This is a genomic window from Lysinibacillus sp. NPDC093190 (genome assembly GCF_050280425.1).
In the GTDB taxonomy this organism is placed as follows: Bacteria; Bacillota; Bacilli; order Bacillales_A; family Planococcaceae; genus Lysinibacillus.
The window spans coordinates 1-15,481 of the sequence record NZ_JBNNVG010000054.1; the positions used below are offsets into that span (position 1 = coordinate 1).

The window sequence follows — 15,481 nt, forward strand, 5'->3', positions numbered from 1 at the left end:
TTTGATGTCCAAAATTTTGTTTCGTTCACCAACTCAAGGTTAGCTACTTAAAACTTTATTGATTACGTTTTGCTTGTTCAGTTTTCAAGGTTCATGTTGTTATCTTGTAGTGACAACTTTCTATATCATACGACATAAAAATTTGAATGTCAACAAGTTTTTGAAAAAGTTTTTTTGGAGCGGGTGATGAGAATCGAACTCACGACATCAGCTTGGAAGGCTGAGGTTTTACCATTAAACTACACCCGCGAAATAAATAATTTTTATTTAAAATGGCGCGCCCGACAGGAGTCGAACCCATAACCTTCTGATCCGTAGTCAGACGCTCTATCCAATTGAGCTACGGGCGCATATTGTATATATTCATAAATTGACTTGGTGCGGCCGAGAGGACTTGAACCTCCACGGGGTTGCCCCCACTAGGCCCTCAACCTAGCGCGTCTGCCATTCCGCCACGACCGCATTCAATTAGGAACTTTCTTATTATACTATGATAATCTAGGAAGTCAACCTTTTTTTCTTATAAAAGATGAGCCATGAAGGACTCGAACCTTCGACCCTCTGATTAAAAGTCAGATGCTCTACCAACTGAGCTAATGGCTCCTATTAAGAAATGAATGGCTGGGGTACTAGGATTCGAACCTAGGCATGACGGAATCAAAATCCGTTGCCTTACCGCTTGGCTATACCCCAATAAGTGGCGGTCCCGACCGGGATCGAACCGGCGATCTCCTGCGTGACAGGCAGGCATGTTAACCGCTACACCACGGGACCAATGTTATATATTTTTATGAATTAAACTAATGAAATGACCCCTACGGGATTCGAACCCGTGTTACCGCCGTGAAAGGGCGGTGTCTTAACCACTTGACCAAGGGGCCATGGCTCCGAAGGCAGGACTCGAACCTGCGACAACCTGATTAACAGTCAGGTGCTACTACCAACTGAGCTACTTCGGAATAATCCATATGTTTTGTCGTCGTTATCTTGTCGACTTTTACTATTATAGGGACATCTTCAATAAACGTCAACCTTTTTTATTAAGTTTTTTTATTCTACTAGTTTTAAACGTCCTAAACACTTGCTACAGCAGTATTTCCCCACATTCATTCTAATTTTTCTTACATATAAATGTTGGCATTTTACACATGTATATGTATAAAGTCGACGTCGTTTTTTCTGAGATGTCTTAGGGGCTTGTAATAATGAGCAAAAACGAGGAGCATTCACTTTTACTAATAGCTCTCGAAAATCTTTGTCTCGATGCTGATACCCCTTGCCTTCCAAATGTAAATGATAATGACATAATTCGTGTCGAACGATCCCTTCAACTTCGCTAATACCATACAATTCATAAGCTTTTGGATTAACTTCAATATTGTGTGATTGTAAAAGATAACGCCCACCTGTCGAACGTAGCCTTGAATTAAAATATGCTTGATGCATAAATGGCTTCCGGAAACTTTCTAATGATATTCGACTAACAAGATTTTGTAGTTCCTCATTGTTCATAATCTATATCACCTCTAACAACAAGAATACCACACTGCGTAGTATAGACAGTGTGGTATAAATTTATCCCGCAAATCAGTGGGGATTAAGAAAACCCTCACTTGATTAAAGTTTCACTTACGCTTCGATAGTTTGATCTTTAGGAGGTAGCATTGTTAATGAAATGCGCCCTTTATTGACATCTATTTGTTCTACCCAAACCGTTACAATGTCACCTAGAGCAACAACCTCTAATGGATGTTTTATACGTCTTTTTTGTAATTTAGAAATATGCACAAGCCCGTCCTGCTTCACTCCAATATCTACAAATGCTCCGAAATCAACTACGTTTCTCACTGTACCTTGCAATTCCATCCCAACTTGTAAATCTTCCATTTTTAATACATCTGTTTTCAGCAGAGGCTGAGGGAATGCATCACGTGGATCGCGACTTGGTTTCATTAATGTATCCACAATATCATGTATTGTGACAACTCCAATATCTAAAACTTCACTTAATTTTTCTACATCTAGTTTTGCAATGGCTTCCTCTGCCTTCTGTGACCCAAGCTCTTTTTTATCAATTTGTACTACCTCTAAAATACGCTCTGCTACATTATAGCTTTCAGGGTGAATGCCCGTAGCGTCAAATGCATTTTTTGCTCCAGGAACACGTAGGAAACCAATTGCTTGTTCATACGTTTTGGCACCAAGGCGTGGGATTTTCTTTAGTTGAGCACGTGTAGTAAATTGTCCACTTTCCTCACGCACCTTCACAATATTCTCCGCAACCGTTTTAGATAATCCAGAAACGTATTGTAGTAGCGAAGATGAGGCTGTATTAACATCAACACCAACTTGGTTAACAGCTGTCTCTACTATAAATGTTAAAGACTCAGTCAATTTCTTTTGAGAGACATCATGCTGATACTGACCTACTCCAACTGCTTTTGGCTCAATTTTCACTAACTCCGACAACGGATCTTGCAAACGACGCGCAATAGAAATGGCACTACGCTGTTCTACCTGTAAATCAGGAAACTCTGTACGGGCAATTTCAGACGCTGAATAAACAGATGCCCCTGCTTCATTGACAATAACATAGGCTGTATCAGTTTCAAGCTCATTCAATACATCTGCAATAAATTGCTCTGTTTCGCGTGAGGCCGTTCCATTACCAATAGCAATGATAGTAATTGGGTATTTTGCTAAGATCTTTTTCACAATTGCTTTTGATTTAGCTACATCTGGTTTTGGAGGATGTGGATAAATGGCTGTAACCTCTAGCATTTTCCCTGTTTCATCTACAACAGCTAGCTTACAGCCTGTACGGTACGCCGGATCAACACCTAATACAAACTTCCCTTTCATCGGAGGCTGTAATAAAAGATTACGTAAATTCTCAGAGAAAATGTGGATAGCCTGTGCCTCTGCCTTTTCTGTAAGTTCATTTCGTAACTCTCGTTCTATAGAAGGCTGAATTAGACGTTTGTACGAATCCTCTATCGCAAGCTTCACCTCGGCAATTGCTGGAGAGGAACCTGTAGCAGGAATCCATTCCTTCCACATAATCATCAGTACACGATCTATTGGTACATGAATGGCCACTTTTAAGATTTCCTCTTTCTCACCACGATTTACAGCTAAAATACGGTGTGGGACTATACGATTTACAGGCTCTTCATATTCGTAATACATTTCGAAAACGTTTTTATCGTCTGCCTCTGCATTCTTTACACTTGTTACGAGCACTCCGTCTTTCCAGGAATACGTACGTATTTTTTCACGAATTGCCGCGTCATCAGCAAAGCGCTCTGCCAAAATATCTCGAGCCCCAGCTAATGCCTCCTCTATATTAGCAACTTTCTCCTCATCTATGAAAGCCATTGCTAATTGTTCTAAAGCATCACTACGATACTCTAATAGAAGATCCGCAAGAGGTTCTAACCCTTTTTCTTTCGCTATTGTCGCCTTTGTTCGGCGTTTTTGTTTATAAGGTCGATATAAATCCTCTACACGCTGTAACACAGTTGCTGCTTGAATAGCTTTTTCTAATTCAGGTGTTAGTTTATCTTGTTCCTGAATTAATCGTATAACCTCTTCTTTACGTTGTTCAAGCTGCTGTATGTAGTGATAACGATCCTCTACAGCTTTAATCTGTACCTCATCAAGGGACCCAGTAGCTTCTTTACGATAACGTGCAATGAATGGCACGGTATTTCCTTCTTCTAATAATTTAATAACAGCCTCTGCTTGACCTGGCTTAATAGCTACATCCTTTGCAATGAGCTGTAACATTTGCTTTTGTTCCACATCATCACTACCTTTTTTCTTTTCATTTTACCATTACACTTTACTAAAAATGCAAAAAAATAGTCTACTCTGAAAGAAGAGTAAACTATTTGATTAAATTAAGAGGGGCTGTTTTCGCTAACACTTCCTACTAGGGCTCATGCTCTTGCGTGTACCTGCGATAGCAATAGGAGTCCGCGTAAAAATTTAAGCAACCTATATTTATTTTTAGGACAGCCCCCTAAAATTTTAGAGCGAAACACCTTCACTTACTAAGATAGATTCCTGTAATTTTTTTATTGCCTTCCTTTGTATTCTTGATACATGCATTTGAGAAATCCCTAATCGTTCCCCAACTTCTTTTTGAGTGAGTTGTTCTAAATATGTAAGCTGAATTATTTCTCTTTCTCTCTCATCTAAAATACTCATAGCGTCAGATACAATCATTCTTTTATTGGTCATTTCAAAGCCGTCATCTTCTTTACCCATAATATCAAATAACGTTACTGTGCTACCGTCAGAATTTGACTCTATTGAATGATCCATAGAAAGAGCATGGTAACTACGGCTCACCTCCATAGCCTCTAAAACTTCTTCTTCTTCCACTTCTAATTGATCTGCGATTTCTATAATAGAGGGAGAACGCTGCAACTCAATTGTCAACGCTTCCACTGTTGTTTTAATGCGCGGCCCTAATTCTTTTATCCGTCTTGGTACATGAACATCCCACGTTTTATCACGTAAAAAGCGTTTTATTTCTCCAACAATTGTTGGTACAGCAAATGCTTCAAAACTACGACCAACATCAGGGTTAAAACGTCTTATTGCACCTAGCAACCCGAGCATACCTACTTGAGTAATATCATCATAATGAGATTTACCATTCGAATATTTGCGTGCAATGGACTCAACTAAATATCGATAATGCATCACTAAATTTGTTTGTGCTTCATCATCCTCTGTTGATTGGTACAATGCAATCCACCTTAGTATATCTTCCTTGGACGAAGTTTTATGTGGTGATTCTTTCGACATTTTTTTCCACCCGCTCTCTAGCGACATACTTTGTCATAAAAACAGTTACGCCACCATCGTTATTTATCATCACCTCATCCATCAAAGTTTCCATTAAATAAAGCCCTAAACCACCTTCACGTAGACCCGCTATACCCTCTTCAGGATGATATGGACCAATTTTCGACTTTATTTCCTCAAAATTAAAACTATTGCCGTAATCTGCAATCATCATTTCTATTTTATTTTCATATAAAGCGCAACCAATGACGATTTCTCCTTCTTCTTCGTCCTTATACGCATGATGTACAACATTCGTTACCGCTTCACTTGCTGCAATTTTTATATCCTCAATATCATCATAATTAAATCCAACCCGACTAGCTAAGCCAGAAACCGTCAATCGAATCACACTGACAAATTGCGGTTTTGCAGGAACCCTTATCTCAATATAATCAAATTCCTTCATTTTCGTAATCCACCTTTTTATCAGTTTCAATATCCATTAAATCGCTTAAACCAGTAATTTCAAACAACCTTTGTAATCTATTCGACAAACCTACAAGTTTAACCTTACCATTTTCACGTAACGTTCTTTTATAAAAGGCTACAAAAATACCTAACCCTGTACTATCCATATAATTAACTTTTGATAAATTAAGCACTATTTCTAATCCTTGAGTAATTTTCACTGCCTCTAATTCCTCCCTAAGACCTGAAGCAGTAAAAGTATCTATTTCACCCTCAATAAATCCATATAGTTTATTATCAAGTTCTTTAAAGTGTATCGCCATGTCCATACAGCACACCTCCACCTATTTTTTAGACTTTTTTTCTATTCCCGTAATTACAAAAATTCAAACCGAAATAACTATTTTTTTATAATTGTAACTGTAAAATCATCTGATAGTTTAAAATCCTGTATTTTTTCAATTTGCTTATAAAGAAGATTACATAATTGTTGAGCTGATAAGTATTTATTTTCCAATATTAATGATGTAATGACCTCTCGTGAATTCAATTCATCATGCGATCTGAATTCAGTAACACCATCCGTCATTATTATGACGATATCGTTTTCTTCCAAAGCAATTTCATTATACGAATATTTCGTTTCTGGTAACACCCCTAGTAATAATCCTGTCGATTCCAACTGGAAAAATTTATCATGTTTAGCACTATAATGGAGAGCTGGCTCGTGACCTGCAGACGCATAAGAAAAAATACTTTTCCGCGTATCCAAGCAACCGTAAAACATAGAAACAAACATACTGTCGTCTACACTCTTTTCAATTACTCGATTGATGACCTCTAATACATACGAAGGATCTTTATATGCATATTCTAACGTTTCAAGGCCATATTTCACCATAGACATACATAATGCAGCTGGCACACCTTTACCTACCACATCTGTCACAGCTACACTCAAATAATCCTCTCGATTATATAAAAAATGTACATAATCTCCATTCATCTTCCGGATTGGGATAGATATCATTCCTATATCAATACTTGAAAGTTGTGGTACGTCTGTTTTAAGTAATGTTTCCTGAATGTTTGTAGCGATTTTCATTTCCATTTCGTACTCAGCTTGTTTTTGTAATAAACTTTGGTGCTCCCTATGGGCCATTCCATAATGCACCATAACTTCGATAAGAAAATCATATGCAAGCTGTTCTTCACTCATTCTACGTGGAAATAGTTTCTCAACTGCGTTTTTATGAATACTTACAACATCCTCTGGAGATATATTCTTTTGGATTAACTGGCGAGTGAAATTTTGAGCAATATACAAATTCTTTTCAGTTTGATCGGCCATATAATCTGACAAAATCTTTTTATATTGAGATTCTAATCGTTCCAACAAAATTCCACATCCTAACGCAGCCACTTTTCAGCCCTTATCATTGTTCCTTCTCCAATAACCGAGTGAATAACCATACTGTCCATCAGCCGATTAACACCTGGTAAACCTGCACCAAGCCCTCCTGAAGTGGAGTAGCCATCCTCCATCACTTTCCGAACATCTTCTATTCCTGGACCTTGATCAGTTGCAATAACAATTATTTTCTTCTCAGTGTCTGTCTCAACTTTTTCAACTTCAATGACACCTAACCTTGCATATAAATATATATTTCGAGCTAGTTCACTTATAGCTGTGGTAATTCGAGCCTGATCAACAGTGTCAAATCCAAGTGCCTTTGCTTCGTTACGCCCCAGTTGTCTTGCTGCTACTATATCCCACTCAGTAATAATTTCAACCGAAGACTTTATTGTCACTGCTGTCCCCCCAATTCCTTTCGGAGTTATACTCTTACACTTTTTTTCGACCTACTTAACTAAATACTTTAAATAATTTAATAATCTTATCAATTTCACCTTGGCGTAATCATTGTTGACGCTTCGCAAACCCCTGTTGTGTTGTTGAATGAGGATAAAATGTATACCTTCTTAAACCTCTCGATATTTTTTCAAAAATCTATTCTAAATGTAGATTTCGAGTATATCTTAAATCTATTAATACCATTTTTGAATAGTGATTTCAATTTATGGTAATGGAGTATTTAAGAATAAAATATCAATTTCGCCTTGGCGTAATTGCGTCTGGATTTTGAATTGTGCCAGCACAATTCATTCCTTTGAAAACCCGTGACATCCGCCGGAGGCTTTGGGCTAACAGATGTTTTTTGCGCGAAAGCGTAGTGCTAACGCAGCGGCAGCAACGTGTTTTGTCTGTGCGAAAGCGAAGCGACAGCAAAAGGGTTTCATCTGCGCGAAAGCGTAGCGGCAGCGGCAACAGCATGATGTTGGTCACTCAGTCGTTGCCACAGGACGTGGCATTCTTAGACTGAGTTCCTCTATTTCAGTAGGTGTTTGGACACCTACTAAATGAAGATAAAAAAGCATCGAGATGAAAATTCATCTCGATGCCTCTATACACATATGTATATCAAAATTTAACAAGCCCTAAACTAATCATCAATGCACCATCAACTTTCTCCATCAACGCATGGTCAAGTTGCGTAATACGATCTGTCAATCTTGACTTATCAATCGTCCGCACCTGCTCGAGCAGAATAACCGAGTCACGTTCAAAACCATACTTTTCAGCATTGATTTCGACGTGCGTCGGCAACTTTGCTTTTTGAATCTGTGCGGTAATAGCTGCGATGATGACAGTCGGACTAAATCGATTGCCAATATCATTTTGAATAATCAGCACCGGCCTAGTGCCCCCTTGCTCGGACCCAACTACCGGCGATAAATCTGCAAAAAAAACGTCACCACGTTTTACATTCAAAGTGTCATCCCCCGCTAACGAGACGCTCCACTGTATGTTGTGCTTCATATTCCGCATGCAAGCATTCACTTGCAATACTCAGATTAATATGAGACATTTCAACATATCCTTTCATCATAGCTTCCCGTATTTGATTTGGTTGCTCCTGCATTAAAACTTTGCGCGACAAAATACGCGCAATAGATTCACTTTCAATTACTTCCTTTGTTTGTAGAAATAGTCTGTCTTGAACAGCAATTGTAGCTTCTCTTAACTTTTTCTCGTACACAGCAAGCACCTCCAACGGAACCATCCACTTTTCATTACTCCCCATTCTACCATTGAAAGATATTGTTGAAAAGACACGAAATGACAAAATATCTGACAATTTAAAGTCCAAGTTGTAAAAATATGTAGGTTGTCGAAGGTATATGCCGATTCATTCACCTTGTAATATGTCACAAATTATGAATGACTCAGCTTCTCGGTAATCTAACATGGTTTTCAGTAGTTGTTATTCACCAAGTTGCTTAGTTGCTTTAGTATAGTATTCATTTTGTCCAAAAATGTTGCAGCTATTTAAGATCGCCTATACAAAATTCTTGAAGTAACATCTTCTAGGTTGAATTTAAAATCAAATGTATAATCTAGGAACTCTCGCTGTAATAATGCATGGTACTTCATAATTAATGGTTTCAAGCTTTGCTGCCCATTCATTCATTGAAATAACATTCTGTCCTTGACGACCAATGAGTGTTACTTTCTCACCTATAGCATATGCTTTTGGCAAGGCAACCATACATTGGTCCATACAAATTCGTCCAACAATCGGCATTCTTTGACCATCAATAAGTACTTCTTGTCCACCTAATTTGCGAATTACTCCATCAGCATAGCCTACTGGTACCGTTCCTATCCACATTTCCGAAGAGGCCACAAAAGTAGCTCCATAGCCTACTGAATCACCTGCTTGTAACTGTTTCACATGAACAAGCTCACTTTCAAGCGAAAACGCTGGCTGTAACGGAAATGGTAAAATACCTTCTACATAAGAAGATGGTGATAATCCATACATCGAAATACCATATCTAACGGCATCAAATTGTAAATGCGCATCTTTTACTAAAGATGTAGCCGTGTTTGATGCATGAACAAGTCTAGGTTTTTCAGGCAATGCAGTTACACATCTCTCAAAAAGTTGTACCTGTCTATCGAAGTATGATGTATCCTCTTCATCCGCAGTCGCAAAATGTGTAAATATCCCATCAAGCTCCACATTCACTGTATTCTGTATAGTTTGATATAGATCCAATAATTCTTGTTCTGTACGAACGCCAATTCTGCCCATTCCGCTATCTACTTTTATATGTAGTCGTAAAGGATTTGTTTCATTGGCTATGAACGGAGCCGTTTGCTGTACCCATTCACTTGCAAATGCCGTAAGGATTATGCGCTGTTGTGCAGCATATGGTACAAACGAAACTGGAGAGGCACCTAATATTAGTATGTCTGGCTCTTCAAAATGTGCTCGAATATGTAATGCTTCATCTGGCGTTGCCACAGCAAGCATTGTTGCCCCTGCCTCAAGTGCTGCTTTTGCAACGGCTACATCTCCATGACCGTAGGCATTTGCCTTTACGACAGCAATAATTTGAACATTAGGTCGAAGTAACTTTTTCAAATTATTTACGTTTTGTTGAATTGCTTGTAAGTCTACAATTGCTTTAGTTGGTCTAAAATATTGCTGTATCTTCATTAGAATACCCTCTTTATTTTTTATTAAAACATTATGTATCGATCAAATTGCTTTTTATTACTGTTTTTACATAATCTGTTCTATTTTAGACTAATTTTCTACATAACTTTTATCATATATGACTTAACACTTTCTAAACAGTGTTAATTTTCATCAAAACTGCACTATTTTACTTAGCAAGCTACAGCTTTCCATATAGAAAGCTGTAGCTAGAAAAATTATTTCATACTACCTATCGTCATAGAAGTGGCAACTTCCACCATTTCTTCACGAGTCAATTTACTAGAAGCTACAAAGAATTCAACGCCATCCTTTTCCCAGCTAATAGATGTATCGGTAATAGCACCAATCGTAAAGCCTAAATCTACCGGATCACCAGGTGACGATACTGGCAACATTGCAGTCTCTTTCGTAACTGGTTGTTGCATGACCGTAAATGGCTTATCACCGTCGAATGTTAAGATGACACGGTCCATTCCACCCTCACGCATTACTTTCTCATCCACCATCTTCGTATTTTCCAATTTTACAACAGGGTAGTGTGTTTGGAACTCTTTATTTTCGGCTTCTGCACTTACTGCTTTTTTCCCTTCGTTTCCATTCGAGTTATTGTTGCTCTCCTTACCGTCTTTGTTATCTTTTTTATCTTTTTCTGGTGGTGTAGCTTGTTCACCTTTTGTTTCATCTGACTCTGTAAATTGCTCAACCGCATACTCTTTAGCCGCGTGTTGAACACCTAATTTTATATTTTTAAATGTGATACGAATTTGCTCTTCTTTTACATCATTCATAATTACTACGGAAGTTGGAAGCATTGTTTTCTTATCAACTGTTATAACTTGATGTGGCATACTATTTTTATAGCTATTTCTAGTAGCCGCTTCAAATATATATGCTTTGTCTTCCTCTTTCATGACTAAATTTTTATCTTGAGCTAAATCTTCTGCTAGTGCGCCTATTAAATAAGCTTGACTATTTTTCTTTGGCCAATCACTTTGGAATTTATACATTTTGTTTAATGTAGGTGTAACAACAAAAACTCCATCTGCATTTCGCACTATCATTTGTGAAACATCTTTCCCACTTTCTACTACTTCTACTCGATAGAAATCAGGTTTCGTATGCCAAACTGTTACATCATATTTTTTCGGATCTCCACCTGATTTAATCTCCATCGTAGCATTCAATTCATAACCATTTGCCTCTGCCCATTTCCCATTAACTTTCTTCAACACTTTTTCCTGTGAGTCTGTACCACATGCCGATAGAAGTAATATCGTACAAAGTAAGACGAGCCATTTAACTATACGGTTGCCCACGCTTTCACCCTTTCCTTCTTTCAAATCCACTACGACAATATATGAACCGTATTTGTCAGTTATGTCATTTGAACAAGGGCAATATATTTATCCTCACTCAGAAATTTATTTACTTTTAACTTCTTTCAGCGGGTGTTTGGACAACCGCTGAAAGAAGTTAAGGCCTCCGGCGGATGTCACCATAACGTATGGTTGCTTTCCGTTCCGACTGGGCGCTTTCCTGGGGGCGTTCAGTCGGAACGGAAAGTCATTTATATAAATGGCTTACGTTTTAACAAATGTCATCCACAACTTTTGGTGATGAGCCTTTTTAATATTTTATATAGCGAAATTATTGTAATAATATTATTTGTGCCGCTGCGTATTGCTTAGAATGTGTTATACTTACAAATCCATTTACAAGCTCCCCTTTGAAATATAAAACAGGATTACCAGCTTCCCCTCTTAAAATTTCAACATCATGAAGCTTACATTCTTCACCAATACCAGTTCCTAATGCCTTTGAAAATGCTTCTTTTGCAGCAAATCGCCCGGCCAAAAATTCTATTCTACGAGTTTCTGAATGAGCATCAAACAAAACTCTTTCCCTTTCAGATAAAATGCGGTCTTTAAATTTATTTGTTCTCCTCATTGCTTTAGCAATACGGTCAATCTCTACAATGTCGAGACCAATTCCTTTAATCATTTGAACTTCTCCTTTTCCTATTTCTAAAAAGCCATGTATAATGATTGTAAATTGAGGTGGAGTTATGTTTAGTAGAACAGAAAATTTTAAGCAATATACAACGTATTATCCGATTGTTTCAACATTAATAGCGGTTAATTTATTTGTTTATGTACTAACTATTTTACCTGGAGTAGGAGAAAATGTATTGAATTACGGAGTTCAAGCGAACTTCCTTATACAAGCTGGTGAATGGTGGCGTGTTTTTTCTGCAATGTTTTTACATGCTAACTTTTTGCACGTTTTCTTTAATATGTTTTCTCTGTATTTATTCGGTCCAGAGCTTGAAAAAATTGCCGGCAAGGCACGTTTTATTACAATTTATTTAGTGTCTGGTATTGCAGGTAACATGGCAACCTATCTACTTTATGATAGTAGCTATGCAAGCCTTGGTGCAAGTGGGGCTATTTTTGGAATATTCGGAGCTTTTGGAGCACTTGTCTACTATACACGTCGTACAATGCCAATGCTTCGCAAACTTATTTTGCCAATTATTGTTATAAGTGTTATTATGACTTTCCTACAGCCGAATGTGAATGTCTATGCTCACTTAGGCGGTTTAGTAGTAGGATTCCTTCTTGGACTCATCTACTTACATCCAAAAAGAATTTTAAGCTGGCGTAAACAAAAGATGGCGGGTAAGTAATAGGTACAAAGAGGAACAATCATCCGTGATAAGCTATCATCGCGGATTGCTCCTCTTATTTTAATGCTAGAGTTATATTCACTTCTTCAATATTATTTCAAAGTGCAACCGTATCCTCTTTCGCTGCCTTTATTTTTTTCCATTCAACTGCAGTTAAGCCATAGACAACTTGGTCTACATGGTGATCATAAAGCCACTCCGCATCTCTTAAACGTCCTTCTTCATTAAAACCTAACACTTTTGGGATTGTGCGGCTTCGAATATTCCCTACCGCTACTCGCACTTCAATGCGATTTAGCTTTAGATAGCTAAAGGCATAATCAATAAATGCTTTCATAGAATTTGTGACTAACCCCTTACCAACAAATTCGTTCCCTAACCAATATCCGATACTTGTCCATTTATGCTGCCAATTCACTTGATGATAGCCAATCACTCCCGCAAGCTTCCCCTCATAATATATCCCCGCTTGTAGGCCATTATTATCCGCGTATTGTTGCATCGCATCTCTTACAAATCGCTCTGTATCCTCTACTGTTTTCACATCATCCACAAAGGGTAACCACTCTCGCAACGTATTTCTCGAACGATCCGTCAACGCGAATAATTCATCTACGTCACTTAAATCCAACAATTTTAAATACGTGTTCTTATTAATATCATACTTAAACAAAATTACCACCCCTTTTGTTTGATTTATTCTATTATAAACAGTATATTTTCATATTTATAGATAAAAAGTATAATATTTCTATTAATTTCAAGGAATATCCAGATTTCTGCGTTCAATGTTCATACCAAGATAATATTGTTTCAGCATCTTGCTTCTCTAAGCTTCGTACATTCCCTGTCATACCAGCCATGCCTGACATTACCGTCGCTTTTACAGTCATAACATTCTTTCTTTTTTGGAAATACGTTTGAGTAGTCCCAATAGATTGTATGCGTTTTTTCTCCATAAAAAATGTAATACGACTGAACACACGATATTGCATAGTTAGTTGCTTTCCATCTATCATATAACCAGCTGTTTTATGTTGCCAAATACCAATTAATATTGTTAATGGGATTAATAATAATGAAAACAACCCATACGGATATAAGAAATAACTACATGCACCAATTATAGGTATGAGCCAAACGAAATCAATTCGGTAAAAAGATGGACGAGCTCGTTTTGGTGAATAGATAAATTCTGGTCGCCAATTTATATCCGGAAAAAGTTGCTCTAGCGTTTCCAAACAATCTTGCTTCTGAATAAGTGGGAACAGAGTAATTTTTTTATCATTCCCCTCTCCACCATTTCCTCCAGCACTTTCAACAACAACTGTTGCAAAGCCAAATAATTGACGCACTGGATTCTCTACAATACGAATCGCCTGAATTCTATTTAACGGTAAAGTAATTCGTTTTTTCTCAATTAGCCCTTTCGTAATAATAAGCTTTTCATCTTCAATTCGGACTGTATATTCATAATAATTGATCAGTGTAATAACAAATGACACAAACCATGCCACAATTAGGCTGAATATCACTGTTAGTGCAACTAAAAATGCACCAATTTTCGCAAAGTCGGCTAGCTCGTTAAAAATTTCCTCGTACGGGATTATATCCGAAAACTGAGAGATGATTGCTACTAGCCCGGACAGAACGACCCCTATTCCACCTGAAGTTATGGCCAATATAAGTAAATCATGTATCGACATATGATAAATCGTTGGAGCTGATACTTCCTCTATCAGCGACTGTTCATCATTCATCTGTTCATTTACTTGGTTTTTTGCACGACGCATTTCCAGCTCTATGACATCTGCCGCTACCTTACGTATAGCCGTTAACTCTACCTCCGGCTTTCTATCCTTACTTCCTGCAGTTTCAACCTGAACTTTTACTAAGCCAAATAGTCGATGAAAAATACCCTCATTGTAATTTAAGCTTTGAATACGTTCAAATGGGATATAGCGTTTCTTTTTAACAAACAAACCGTACTTTACACGCAATTCTCCATCTTCAAACCAATATACAAAAGTACGCCATTTAACAATGCCACTAACAAGTGCAAGTAAGGCCCCTACTCCCCATATACCGAATAAGAAAATCGTACGCCAAAAATTATCACTATGGAAATTAAAGGAGAAGTGAAATCCATTAGTTGCAATAATAATAATTAACGGGAAAATCATACTCTTTAATGCTTTTGCACTTGTAATAATAGCCGATATCGGGTGTAAACGATTAATTTCCTTAGACATCATCTTCCGCCACCCTTGCTAATTCCGAAATACGTGCACGAAGCCCATCAGCCTCGTCCATTACAAGCGCAGGAATTGTATGTACAGTTGCAGCTGTTGATATTGAAATATTACCTAAACCATATTTTTTTAATATCGGCCCTTGCGTCGTATCAACATGCTGCACGCGCACCATTGGAATAAGTGTACGTTTAACAACGAATAAACCATGTTGCACCTCAATCTCATTGTCACGCACCTCATAGCGCCAACGTTCCCATCTTACCTTTGGAAATAGATAAACAGATAGGATAGCACTAAGTGTGACTACAGCAACTGCAATGAGATAAATATATGATGGCCATTCATAATAATAAGTGCCGTAGCAGACTAAAGTCGCTACAATCAAAAGGAATAACGTTTGCAATACACCATATAAACGCCACACCGTTAACCCTTTCCTGGAAATTTTGTGAATTGGTTCTGTTCTCAAAATCGATCCCTCTCTTTCATTTATCTAAGTATACGTAACCATTTATCTTTTTGTTTCATTTTATATCAATTTCGCCTTGGCGTAATTGCATCCGGAATCGGCTTTGTGCTTGCACACCCGCTGAAAGAAGTTAAAAAAAGGTTCTAAGTCAAATGTTGGGGTGCACAAATCTTTCAGCACGTTAACCCAGATGAACCCCGATTTCTTTATACTTTAAATTTAATAAGATTTT

The 15,481-nt window shown here is 37.7% G+C and carries 16 protein-coding genes and 8 tRNA genes; 1 reads left to right on the forward strand and 23 read right to left on the reverse strand.

What is annotated here, in order from left to right:
• Window positions 1-175 precede the first annotated feature (175 nt).
• From ACQKOF_RS24340 to acpS, 20 genes are all read right to left on the reverse strand, one after another.
• Window positions 176-249, reverse strand: a tRNA-Gly gene (locus ACQKOF_RS24340).
• 24 nt (window positions 250-273) lie between these two features.
• Window positions 274-350, reverse strand: a tRNA-Arg gene (locus ACQKOF_RS24345).
• A 26-nt stretch (window positions 351-376) separates the two neighbouring features.
• Window positions 377-462 (reverse strand) — tRNA-Leu (locus ACQKOF_RS24350).
• A gap of 68 nt (window positions 463-530) precedes the next feature.
• Window positions 531-603 (reverse strand) — tRNA-Lys (locus tag ACQKOF_RS24355).
• A 15-nt stretch (window positions 604-618) separates the two neighbouring features.
• Window positions 619-693 (reverse strand) — tRNA-Gln (locus ACQKOF_RS24360).
• A gap of 5 nt (window positions 694-698) precedes the next feature.
• Window positions 699-774, reverse strand: a tRNA-Asp gene (locus tag ACQKOF_RS24365).
• A gap of 35 nt (window positions 775-809) precedes the next feature.
• Window positions 810-881, reverse strand: a tRNA-Glu gene (locus ACQKOF_RS24370).
• A 1-nt stretch (window position 882) separates the two neighbouring features.
• Window positions 883-959 (reverse strand) — tRNA-Asn (locus ACQKOF_RS24375).
• A gap of 91 nt (window positions 960-1,050) precedes the next feature.
• Window positions 1,051-1,512 carry a SprT family protein gene (locus ACQKOF_RS24380; RefSeq protein WP_427562794.1) on the reverse strand — a complete coding sequence of 154 codons (462 nt, stop codon included), beginning with the start codon at window positions 1,510-1,512 and terminating at the stop codon, window positions 1,051-1,053.
• 117 nt (window positions 1,513-1,629) lie between these two features.
• Window positions 1,630-3,804 carry a Tex family protein gene (locus tag ACQKOF_RS24385; protein ID WP_427562797.1) on the reverse strand — a complete coding sequence of 725 codons (2,175 nt, stop codon included), beginning with the start codon at window positions 3,802-3,804 and terminating at the stop codon, window positions 1,630-1,632.
• 228 nt (window positions 3,805-4,032) lie between these two features.
• The gene (gene sigB, locus ACQKOF_RS24390; protein ID WP_427562800.1) at window positions 4,033-4,818 is read right to left on the reverse strand and encodes an RNA polymerase sigma factor SigB; all 786 of its coding nucleotides are present in this window, start codon (window positions 4,816-4,818) and stop codon (window positions 4,033-4,035) included.
• Entirely contained in the window at window positions 4,796-5,266 is a 471-nt protein-coding gene (gene rsbW / locus ACQKOF_RS24395) for an anti-sigma B factor RsbW (RefSeq protein WP_427562803.1), read from the reverse strand. Before rsbW ends, sigB begins: the two co-directional genes overlap by 23 nt.
• Window positions 5,253-5,597 carry an anti-sigma factor antagonist gene (locus tag ACQKOF_RS24400; RefSeq protein WP_427562805.1) on the reverse strand — a complete coding sequence of 115 codons (345 nt, stop codon included), beginning with the start codon at window positions 5,595-5,597 and terminating at the stop codon, window positions 5,253-5,255. Before ACQKOF_RS24400 ends, rsbW begins: the two co-directional genes overlap by 14 nt.
• A gap of 71 nt (window positions 5,598-5,668) precedes the next feature.
• Entirely contained in the window at window positions 5,669-6,664 is a 996-nt protein-coding gene (locus ACQKOF_RS24405; protein WP_427562824.1) for a PP2C family protein-serine/threonine phosphatase, read from the reverse strand.
• A gap of 14 nt (window positions 6,665-6,678) precedes the next feature.
• The gene (locus ACQKOF_RS24410; RefSeq protein ID WP_427562808.1) at window positions 6,679-7,080 is read right to left on the reverse strand and encodes an anti-sigma regulatory factor; all 402 of its coding nucleotides are present in this window, start codon (window positions 7,078-7,080) and stop codon (window positions 6,679-6,681) included.
• Window positions 7,081-7,750: 670 nt separating this feature from the next.
• The gene (locus tag ACQKOF_RS24415; RefSeq protein WP_049663446.1) at window positions 7,751-8,101 is read right to left on the reverse strand and encodes a type II toxin-antitoxin system PemK/MazF family toxin; all 351 of its coding nucleotides are present in this window, start codon (window positions 8,099-8,101) and stop codon (window positions 7,751-7,753) included.
• A 4-nt stretch (window positions 8,102-8,105) separates the two neighbouring features.
• Window positions 8,106-8,369 (reverse strand): hypothetical protein, encoded by a 264-nt coding sequence (locus ACQKOF_RS24420; protein ID WP_370049166.1) that lies wholly within the window; start codon window positions 8,367-8,369, stop codon window positions 8,106-8,108.
• A 345-nt stretch (window positions 8,370-8,714) separates the two neighbouring features.
• Window positions 8,715-9,836 carry an alanine racemase gene (alr, locus tag ACQKOF_RS24425; protein WP_427562811.1) on the reverse strand — a complete coding sequence of 374 codons (1,122 nt, stop codon included), beginning with the start codon at window positions 9,834-9,836 and terminating at the stop codon, window positions 8,715-8,717.
• Between the two features lie 218 nt (window positions 9,837-10,054).
• Window positions 10,055-11,155 (reverse strand): LolA family protein, encoded by a 1,101-nt coding sequence (locus ACQKOF_RS24430; protein WP_400730732.1) that lies wholly within the window; start codon window positions 11,153-11,155, stop codon window positions 10,055-10,057.
• A 331-nt stretch (window positions 11,156-11,486) separates the two neighbouring features.
• Window positions 11,487-11,840: a holo-ACP synthase gene (acpS, locus tag ACQKOF_RS24435; protein ID WP_370043849.1), complete on the reverse strand. Its 354-nt coding sequence runs from the start codon at window positions 11,838-11,840 to the stop codon at window positions 11,487-11,489.
• 64 nt (window positions 11,841-11,904) lie between these two features.
• Between acpS and ACQKOF_RS24440 the strand changes: the two genes are divergently transcribed.
• Window positions 11,905-12,525, forward strand: coding sequence for a rhomboid family intramembrane serine protease (locus ACQKOF_RS24440; RefSeq protein WP_427562815.1), 621 nt, complete (start codon window positions 11,905-11,907; stop codon window positions 12,523-12,525).
• 97 nt (window positions 12,526-12,622) lie between these two features.
• On the opposite strand, the gene ACQKOF_RS24445 is transcribed toward ACQKOF_RS24440, so the two are convergent.
• The 3 genes from ACQKOF_RS24445 to ACQKOF_RS24455 form a co-directional block, all read right to left on the reverse strand.
• Window positions 12,623-13,198, reverse strand: coding sequence for a GNAT family N-acetyltransferase (locus ACQKOF_RS24445; RefSeq protein WP_370043847.1), 576 nt, complete (start codon window positions 13,196-13,198; stop codon window positions 12,623-12,625).
• A gap of 112 nt (window positions 13,199-13,310) precedes the next feature.
• Window positions 13,311-14,777: a PH domain-containing protein gene (locus ACQKOF_RS24450; protein WP_427562820.1), complete on the reverse strand. Its 1,467-nt coding sequence runs from the start codon at window positions 14,775-14,777 to the stop codon at window positions 13,311-13,313.
• Window positions 14,770-15,249, reverse strand: coding sequence for a PH domain-containing protein (locus ACQKOF_RS24455; protein ID WP_370043846.1), 480 nt, complete (start codon window positions 15,247-15,249; stop codon window positions 14,770-14,772). The genes ACQKOF_RS24450 and ACQKOF_RS24455 overlap by 8 nt, the downstream gene beginning before the upstream one ends.
• Window positions 15,250-15,481: the final 232 nt, after the last annotated feature.

What these genes read in the sequence shown, in the direction of transcription:
- ACQKOF_RS24450 (WP_427562820.1), bottom strand. Translation starts at nt 14,777, where the DNA reads ATGTCTAAGGAAATTAATCGTTTACACCCGATATCGGCTATTATTACA.
- ACQKOF_RS24400 (WP_427562805.1), bottom strand. Translation starts at nt 5,597, where the DNA reads ATGGACATGGCGATACACTTTAAAGAACTTGATAATAAACTATATGGA.
- acpS (WP_370043849.1), bottom strand. Translation starts at nt 11,840, where the DNA reads ATGATTAAAGGAATTGGTCTCGACATTGTAGAGATTGACCGTATTGCT.
- rsbW (WP_427562803.1), bottom strand. Translation starts at nt 5,266, where the DNA reads ATGAAGGAATTTGATTATATTGAGATAAGGGTTCCTGCAAAACCGCAA.
- sigB (WP_427562800.1), bottom strand. Translation starts at nt 4,818, where the DNA reads ATGTCGAAAGAATCACCACATAAAACTTCGTCCAAGGAAGATATACTA.
- alr (WP_427562811.1), bottom strand. Translation starts at nt 9,836, where the DNA reads ATGAAGATACAGCAATATTTTAGACCAACTAAAGCAATTGTAGACTTA.
- ACQKOF_RS24380 (WP_427562794.1), bottom strand. Translation starts at nt 1,512, where the DNA reads ATGAACAATGAGGAACTACAAAATCTTGTTAGTCGAATATCATTAGAA.
- ACQKOF_RS24440 (WP_427562815.1), top strand. Translation starts at nt 11,905, where the DNA reads ATGTTTAGTAGAACAGAAAATTTTAAGCAATATACAACGTATTATCCG.